The 9,395-nt window shown below is 34.2% G+C and carries 7 protein-coding genes; all 7 read left to right on the top strand.

Translation table 11 applies throughout. The annotated features are described in order from the left end of the window. The first annotated feature begins 45 nt into the window (after positions 1-45). The 7 genes from ACLRVU_RS10030 to trpS all read left to right on the top strand — a co-directional run bounded on the left by ACLRVU_RS10030 (position 46) and on the right by trpS (position 9,379). On the top strand, positions 46-2,571 hold the full coding sequence (locus ACLRVU_RS10030; RefSeq protein ID WP_412891748.1) for an SdrD B-like domain-containing protein: 2,526 nt from the start codon (positions 46-48) through the stop codon (positions 2,569-2,571). Between the two features lie 39 nt (positions 2,572-2,610). Beyond that, positions 2,611-4,053 (top strand): ABC transporter substrate-binding protein, encoded by a 1,443-nt coding sequence (locus ACLRVU_RS10025; protein ID WP_412891747.1) that lies wholly within the window; start codon positions 2,611-2,613, stop codon positions 4,051-4,053. A 505-nt stretch (positions 4,054-4,558) separates the two neighbouring features. Next, on the top strand, positions 4,559-5,446 hold the full coding sequence (locus ACLRVU_RS10020) for a LytTR family transcriptional regulator DNA-binding domain-containing protein (protein ID WP_412891746.1): 888 nt from the start codon (positions 4,559-4,561) through the stop codon (positions 5,444-5,446). A 93-nt stretch (positions 5,447-5,539) separates the two neighbouring features. Beyond that, positions 5,540-6,382: an ABC transporter ATP-binding protein gene (locus tag ACLRVU_RS10015; protein ID WP_412891745.1), complete on the top strand. Its 843-nt coding sequence runs from the start codon at positions 5,540-5,542 to the stop codon at positions 6,380-6,382. Beyond that, positions 6,382-7,098, top strand: coding sequence for an ABC transporter permease (locus ACLRVU_RS10010; protein WP_412891744.1), 717 nt, complete (start codon positions 6,382-6,384; stop codon positions 7,096-7,098). Before ACLRVU_RS10015 ends, ACLRVU_RS10010 begins: the two co-directional genes overlap by 1 nt. A 37-nt stretch (positions 7,099-7,135) precedes the next feature. After that, a complete protein-coding gene (locus ACLRVU_RS10005) occupies positions 7,136-8,014 on the top strand; it encodes a hypothetical protein (protein ID WP_412891743.1) in 879 nt (292 codons plus the stop codon). 285 nt (positions 8,015-8,299) lie between these two features. After that, the gene (trpS, locus tag ACLRVU_RS10000) at positions 8,300-9,379 is read left to right on the top strand and encodes a tryptophan--tRNA ligase (protein WP_412891742.1); all 1,080 of its coding nucleotides are present in this window, start codon (positions 8,300-8,302) and stop codon (positions 9,377-9,379) included. Positions 9,380-9,395: the final 16 nt, after the last annotated feature.

Genomic DNA, 9,395 nt, shown 5'->3' with positions numbered 1-9,395 from the left:
TTTATTAACACAATTCCTGATGGCTATGGTTCAACACGTTACTTAATGAATGTTGGAAAACAAGACAGCACTTTATACAAGCAAGGAAATACATTAGCACTCACTAAGACGACACAGGATAAAGGGTATGTCGGATCAAGCTTTGAAGAACTAAACGGTTATATTATTCCGGCTTACCATAATACAGAAACTGACAATGTCAACACAGCTACTGTAATCAATGGCTATGATATTGTGAAGTCAAGAGACTTAGAGCATTATAATATTGGATTTACCGATAAGGTAGGCGGACAAATTAAGGGAACGATCTTTGATGATGAAAACTATGATGGTTTCTATGGCGAAAGCGAAGCCGGCATCAATGGTATTGATGTTTATCTTGAACAATATTACTTACTTGATGATGGTACATGGACTTTAAATAAAGAAGATTATGCTCAGACTCAAACGCAGACATTGAATGGAAAAGATGGATTATTCTTATTTGATGCGGTGCCAACGCATATAACTGCGGCTGATGGTACAGTGCATTTAGCTTCCTATAAAGTAAAAGTAGGGGATATTCCGGAAATTTATGGAATCACTTATTTGAACATGCGCAGTCAGGATTCAACGGATATCTATGATGAAACAAGAGACAGTGATCTTGTAGCAGCGACACATTATCTGACTTCTGGTGATGGAAAGAAAACCACTGAGGAATATATTTTAACGGCTTATCCACTTCGGGAAAACGATCCACGCAATGAAGATTATATCTATACTTACAATGGACAGGACTATGATATTTTGGATAATCAGACAATCAATGATTTTGATGGCGGATTAGTTCAGTTCAAACAAGGAAGTATAGAGGGAGATGTTTGGCTCGACAGCAGTGATGACTTAGATACAAATTATGACGGTATTAAAAATGACAATGAGCCGGGAATAGCTGATCAAACGGTTATTCTATCTCAGTATTTACTGAAGAATGGAAAATGGGAATTAGTAGAAGACGGTGATCTCTTCACGACAACAAATGAAAACGGACATTATCTATTTGCAGATTTGCCGGTTTATAAAGAAGAGGATGACGGTACTCGATATCTCTATGGCTATCAGCTGAAGTTAGACATGATATCGGAAGAATATGCGGTAACAAAATATCGTCAAGGGGATGATCCTGTAAAAGACAGTGATCTCAACGTCGAAACATCAAGGTTGACAGAAGCAAATGAGTATATCATTTTAGCACATGATGCTACTCACGATGACTATATCAATAAGCCATATACGATTAAAGTCGATAATGGCTGGCTGAAGTCTGCAAGCTACTATGATATTTTAGTAGGAGAACACAACAAAGACTATAGTGCCGGTTATGTGGAATATCAGTTAGGAAGCATTGAAGGTACTGCCTTTGAAGATGCGGATTATGACGGTATCTATAATAATAGTGACCAAGTTAAAGCAGAAGTGCTGGTAAAATTAAAACGCTATTATTACAATAGTGATGAAAGAAAATGGATTGAGGATAATCGCAGTCCGAGAGTCATTGGTGAAGAAGCTGACGATTATGAAAAGACTGAAAAACCAGAAAGTATCTATCGTCAGATGCTGACAGATAAAAACGGACATTATATCTTTGATAATTTAGAGACCTACAAAGAAATAGACGGAAAACGTTATATCTATGGTTATCAGTTATGGATTGGTGATATTCCTCAAGGAACAGCAGTAACTAAGTATCAGCAAAACAACGGTGAAAATGACAGTGCATTAAAAGCAGATACTAAACAGTTAATGAAAGCTGATATGTCACTGCCAGAAATGAACAGCGGATATTTGACGGTCGCTGAAAATGTCAGTCAGGAATCATATCAGAATACACATTATGTCATTGGAAAATATGATACGATTGCCGCTAAATCATTAACCGATTATAATGCCGGATTTACATCTATTGATACCGGAAGTATCTCTGGAATAGTATGGGAAGATGAAGATAAAAATGGTATTCGTCATGAAACTGAAAAAGGAATGGCGGATATTGAAGTGATATTGGAAACCTATTATTACCAGCAAGGAAAATGGCAGCAGTTAAAGGATAAAGTCGTATTGAAAGCTATCACAAGTGAAGAAGGAAAATATGAATTTAACCACCTGTCAACTTATGGCTATATTGATGAAGAACTTGTTTTATATGGCTATAAAGTTAAAATAGAAAACTATCCAAATGATTATGAAGTGACAAGCTATCATGCAAATGACATGTATTTAGACAGTGATTTAAATGGCAATACAGGCTATTTATCAGAATATGAAGAATTAATGGTCTTAGCTTCAAAAGCGGATCAGACGATTGATCCAATGTATACAATAAATGGCTATAATATTGTCAAAGCTTCTAATATCCATGATTTAGATGCAGGATTCTCATTATATGATCCTGAATATGAAACAGTGATTGAAAATGTAGATACCGGAGATCGAAATCAGTTAATGGGTGTGGCAGGATTGCTCGCATTATCAGGAATAGCTTTCATCGTGTTAAACAAAAAGAAAAAAGAAAAGAATGAGAAGGAGTAGTTTTATACTCCTTTTCTCATCATTAATAGGAGGGATAAGATGAAACATAAACTTGCTGCAGGCATCGCCGTTATTCTTGTGATTGCTATGTTTGCTTATATAATAAGCAAATCACCGAAGGAACCGGAGAATCTTATTTTTTCAGGAGAGCAATCAAAAGTAAAAAAACTAGATGTGGAAAGAAAAGACACTTATGTTATTGGTGTTTCACAGGTATTATCTAATGCTCATCCTTATTTGCAAAACAATGATTCTGCACAAATGATAAATGATTTAGTTTATCCTTCTTTAGTTCATTTTAATAAGGGAAATTATGAGTATCTTTTAGCTGAAAGTATTCTTTTGAAAGAACAGGGAACAAGGGCTGTCATAAAAATCAAAACAGGCTTGAAATTCAGCGATGGAAGCCCATTAATAGCTAAGGATGTCTTATATAGTTATTATTATTTAAATCACCCAGATGTTAATTATGAAGGCAAAAACACATGTTTATCCATTAAAGGAATAAAAGATTATCAGACAGGCAATACAAATGAGATCAGTGGGATAAAAGAATTGGACGAACAGACTTTAGAAATTGAATTTTCTGAACTTAAATCCGGTATATTTGACTGTTTTGAACTGCCTATCTTAAAAGATCAGAATGGATCCTATGATTATTCTTCTAAAACCCAAAGACACCTAGGTGCAGGTAAATATAAAATAGAAAGCTTATCTTTATACAATCAGGTGACTTTAATTAAAAATGAATTTAATAAAGTCAAAACTGATTACAGCAAAATAAAAATAGTTGCAGCTGACCTTTCTTTACTAAATGAACAGGAATTAGATACAATGGTTATTTCTAAAAGCAGTCTTGATTCTATAAAACAGCTGGGGGCTTATCGTATATACGAATATTCCAGTAAGCAAAGAGATTTTCTGATATTCAATAAAGATAATGAATTGATGCAGGAAGCAGAAAACAGAAGAATTCTTGCTGATGCTTTAAATACACAAGAAATAGTGAAAACTATTTATGAAGATGGAAGTTTATCTAAAGGAATTTTATCAGGTGAAAAAGAACCCCCGAATTATTTATCTTTAAAAAAGAAGAGCGAAGAAACATTAAATCAAACGGTTTTATTCCAGCATACCTATGACGGTGTCGGTTTAGGTTTATTTGATACGCTCAAAAATCAACTGCAAGAGAAGATCGTTCTGGCTGATCGAATGGTTGGCTTACAGACATTATCTATCGACGATCCTAGTGTAGCTATTTATCATTATTCAGGCAGAGTTGATGAAGTATTAAATAGTTTTGATCTAAATGGCTACTTTCAGCAGCTAAATGACAGTGAATTGAAACAGAGTGCAGATTTATTGGAGAAATATTTAACTCAAGAAGCTTTATGTATTCCCCTCCATAATGAAAGTTATTATGTTGTTGAGCTAAATAAAAGAACGTCAATCGATATTTGGAATCAAATAAACATTTATTAGAAATTCTAATTAGGTATCTAGCCTATATGAAAAGAATAAAGAATTGAAAAAAAACACTGGAATAAACTTGTTTCCAGTGTTTTTGTTTAAACAAATATTCGATATCTTATTTCTTATTCTTAGCAAAAAAAGAACGATAGATAAAATAGACGATTAAAAGAATAATAATTCTGTTTTGAAGAATAAGCGTATCTGTAGCCATCCAAGGATATACATAATTATGAACAAGCTTGTCATAAAACTGGGATAGATAAATTAAGATTCCTTCTATTCGTATCAATAAAAATAAACTGATGGAGGCGCATAGCAAATATAGTATTGTCTTTTTCATTATGTGATTCATTTTATTCTCTCTCCCTACTAAATAATCTGATTCCACTATAGCATAAAAATCGGTAACTGGATTATAAAAAAAATGAAAAGCGTTCTTGAAATATTTTTATTCCGGTTGGCAATAGAATAGATTTATGTTAAAGTCAAAATAGAAATATCAGAGGATGAAGGAATGAACTATTTAGAAAATATCAGTGAACAAATGCAAATAGATGGCATGATTATCAATATTGAGTGTGATAGTAAAAGCAGTGACCAAATTTTGGAATATTTACAGACATGGAAACAGATTGGTATAGTCACAAGAGAGATATTTCTTTATGATCGCTTGAAGGTAAAAGAATATCTTAGGCTTTTTAGCTGTCTTAATAAAATAAAACAATATCAGGATATTATTGATATGATGGAACTGCATGAATTAATGAATTTACGATGCCACCAGTTAACCCATTCACAGAAAAGAAGAATTGCGATTGCCAGGGAACTGCTGCGTGATCCTAAGGTTATGTATATCCAAGAGCCGCTGACTGATCTTGATGAAACTAGTTTTAATATTATATTAAGATGGACAAATACTTTAAAACAGCAGATGAAATTGATTACCACTTCTTTATCCTTAAAATCAACCTTACTTTTACCGGGGAATCCTTATAGTTTATTTCAAGGGCAGCTGCAAAAAATCTATACAGATGATTATTTTGACTTGCTGCGTCAGGAACCGATGGTCTACACTAAAATTAGTGCTAAAGTTGAAGATAAAGTATTTTTATTTGATCCGGAGGATATCAGCTATATTGAAGCACAAAATTCTAAAACGATTATTTGTGTGCGTGACAGTATGTTTCCTTGTCAGTATACGCTAGAGGAATTGGAAGTAAAATTAAAGCGATTTGGATTTTATCGCTGCCATCGCTCCTATCTAGTCAACATGCAGAAAGTCGAAGAAGTAAAGAAATGGACAAAGAACTCTTATTCGCTTAAATTGAAAAATATGGAAGATAAACATGTTCCTTTATCTAAAGGAAGAATTGATGAATTAAGGGAGCTCTATGATTTTTAGGGCTCCTTTCAGCAGTTTCCAGGCTCCATTCGACTAAAATTAGTGGTAAAGTAGTATAAAAGTGTGTAAGATGATTTAAACAGGGGGGATATTATGAAAAATGAATTAATCATGAAGGATGTCAGTATATCTTTTGATGGAAAAAAAGCATTGGATCAATTAAGCTTTGAAGTTTATGAAAATGAAATTTTTGGTTTCTTAGGTCCCAGTGGTGCCGGTAAAACAACGACAATCAAACTATTGACAAAGCAATTAAAAGCAGACAGCGGCATGATTGAATTGTTTAGTGAAGAGATTGATCATGTATCACAGGACACATTTGAAAAAATAGGAATATTAAGTGACAACAGCGGTGCCTATGAACGTTTTAGCTTATATGACAATATTAAATTCTTTGCAGACATCCGCAGAGTGGATCATGCGCGAATCAATGAATTATTAAAGCGTGTTGGGCTTTATGAAGACCGTAATAAAAAGATGAAAAGTTTATCAAGAGGGATGACTCAAAGAGCGTTGATCGTTCAGGCAGTTTTGCATAAACCGAAATTGTTATTTTTAGATGAACCAACAGCGGCTTTAGACCCTTCAACAACAAAAGAGATTCATCAAATGCTGTTAGAATTAAACAGAGAAGGAACAACGATCTTCCTGACTACACACCGAATGGAAGAGGCAGATCAATTATGTGATCGTATTGCCTTCTTAAACAAAGGACATGTGATCGAATCCGGAAGTCCGGAAGAATTAAAAGTGAAATACGCTAAAGATAAAATGATTGCAGTATTTAAAGAAAACGGTAAAGTAGAATTAGATAAGTCATCTGAAGCATTGCTTAAATTAGCGGAGCTTTCAAAAAATGATGAACTTATCACTTTGCATACAATCGAACCAACGATTGAAGATATTTTCTTAGAATTAACAAAGGAGGCAGCATAATGAAAATCGCCGGATATAAAATAAAAGCGTTATTTATTAAAGATATTAAAAACTTGTTTCGTAATCCAAATGTAGCTTTTATGCTGCTGCTGCCAATCGCCTTTGCTTTCCTATATACTCATATTATGGAAATGCCTGATGAAGCGGGAATGTATGTTTTTAACTTATGTACTATCTTAAATATGGGGGTTGTCCCTATTTCAATAGTAGCAATGAGTATTGCAGAAGAAAAAGAAAAAAACACCTTGCGTACATTGATGCTTTCTAATGTATCGGCAGTTGAATTCATGACAGCAAAATTGGTGTTAGGGATCGTTATGTTCTTAGGCGTTAATGTATTAGTTTATTTTATTTGCGGAGTAGATATCGCATTATTCCCATGGACCATGTTTGTAATCTTTGTTACATCGTTATCTGCTTTAATGTTTGGAGCAGTGATCGGTTTGATTTCAAAGGATCAGATGGCAACAGGATATTATTCAACCCCAGTCATGCTGTTGTTTATGGCTCCAATTTTTGGAATGATGTCAGAATCCATCAGCAAGGTTACACAATTTATTCCAACCCAGTCAATGATGTGGCTGCAAAGCATCGAAAGTGCCGGAGATTTAATGACCGGAAAAGGCTTGTTTTCCATTGCGGTTATCGCTGCATGGATGATTATTTCACTTGTCGTATTTAAATTTGTCTATAAGAAGAATAGTTTGGACAATTAATCGAATATCGTTATAATAAAGGTTAGGAGATGAAGCTATGCATTCGACTAACCTTTTTAAATATATTTTTTATACTTTTATTGTGTCTGTATGGATTACCTGTCTTTATTTTTGTACCTCTTTAATAGTGAATGGCACTATTGAAAATTATAATAAAGCTGCATGGTATTATCATTATAATCAAGTAGATATTGAACCTACTGCAAATATTGAGGATTTAAAACAACAGTATAGGTCAATGATCGGTTATCAAGATGAACGCCTGTTTCATTTAGAAGATCAGGAAATTTCTGTTTATCAGCTTATTTCAGCTATTGAGTTAGAAAGCGGAACGATGCCAAAGACAGAGAATGAGGTCATTATTTCTCGGGAAATAGCCGATTATTTGATCTCTCTTTATCAATTAGAGAGTGATCAGGATCTTTTTGGCAGGGACTTTTTCGATTATCGTATCTGCGGTATTACGAGTGTTCAGATGCAAAAGGAATGGGTCATTTATATAAAAGAAATTCCCGCATCCTCAACGCATCGTCTATTATTTTCACCATCAACGGATATGGAGACTTTGCAGGAACAATCAGGCTTTACCCTAAATCAGCATGACCAAGTGATTAGCTATATGCAAAAAATAATGAAAGCTTTAGACCTTTTTGCGATTGTCAGCTTATTTTGTTTAGGTGTGGATCTATTGTTAAGCAAATTAAGTCATTTTAATATGCTGCAGACATTTATATTAAACTGCTTAGGCATTATATTAAGTATTGGCATCATCTGTATAAGTGACGGGACTTTGAATCAATGGCTGAGTGCAGTTCCTTATCTGCAATTACAAAGGCTATGGGCGTATTTGATTGTACCAAGTGTATTTATACTGATTCTTAATATAGGAATTAAGAAAATAAAGTTTTTTAACTAACTTCGTTGACAAAAAATAGTTTACGTTCTATTATTTTAATAACAAAAAAATTCGCTTAATTAGGAAGAGTAGCTTGAAAGTAAGATCATAGAGAGTAAGTGGCTGGTGGAAACTTATATCAATGTTCAAGGGAATGGGCCTGATGAGAAGCAAAACGAAAGGAAACGAGTAGTGGCGCCGCAATTCCTGCGTTATTGGAAGCAGACATGATGGTGTTTGAATAGGTGGCGGATCAGTTTTTGTCCTATTGGGCAGAAACTTTTTTTGTTAGAAAGAGGGAAAATTATGAAAAAAATCATTTTAACAGGAGATCGACCAACCGGTCGCCTACATTTAGGACATTTTGTCGGCTCTTTAAGAAGACGTGTAGAATTACAGAATTCAGGAGAGTTTGATGAAATTTATATTATGATTGCCGATTCACAGGCATTAACAGATAATGCCGATAACCCTGAAAAAATCAGAAGAAACATTTTAGAAGTAGCATTAGATTATTTATCTGTAGGGTTAGATCCAAGTATTACCACAATGTTTATTCAGTCACAGATTCCGGCTTTATATGAATTAACTGCTTATTATTTGAATTTGGTAACGGTGGCGAGATTACAGCGTAATCCAACGATTAAAGAAGAAATTAAACAAAGAGGATTTGAAACAAGTATTCCGGCTGGCTTTTTAAATTATCCGGTATCTCAAGCCGCTGATATCACAGCGTTTGAAGCAACCTGTGTTCCGGTTGGCGAAGATCAGATGCCAATGATCGAACAAACTCGTGAAGTTGTACGCAGTTTTAATCATATTTATGGTGATGTTTTAGTGGAACCAGAAGGCTTGTTATCGGATAATGAGGTCTGCTTGCGACTGCCGGGGATTGATGGGAAAGCAAAGATGTCAAAATCTTTAGGAAACGGTATTTATTTATCAGACACACCTGAAGAAGTAAAGAAAAAAGTGATGAGTATGTATACTGATCCTAATCATTTAAAAGTAGAGGATCCGGGTAGTGTTGAAGGAAATACGGTGTTTATTTATTTAGATGCTTTCTGTAAAGATGAATACTTTGAAAAATATCTGCCTGAATACAAAAACTTAGATGAATTGAAAGCCCATTATCAGCGGGGTGGTTTGGGAGATGTGAAGATTAAGCGCTTCTTAAATAATGTCTTAGAGGAACTTTTAATCCCGATTCGTGAAAGAAGAAAAGAACTGGAAAAAGATATTGATGGTGTGATGAAAGTTTTACAGGAAGGCTGTGATAAAGCGAACGCTAAAGCGAATGCTACTTTAAAGAAAGCAAAAGATGCGATGAAGATCAATTATTTTGATGATCAGGAACATAATATTAAAGATTACTTTCAAGAATAAGAAAAGCCGGTGATGC

It is taken from the genome of Beduini sp. (assembly GCF_047239305.1).
Classification (GTDB): domain Bacteria; phylum Bacillota_I; class Bacilli_A; order Erysipelotrichales; family Coprobacillaceae; genus Beduini.
This window is presented reverse-complemented; position numbering and strand designations above follow the sequence as displayed.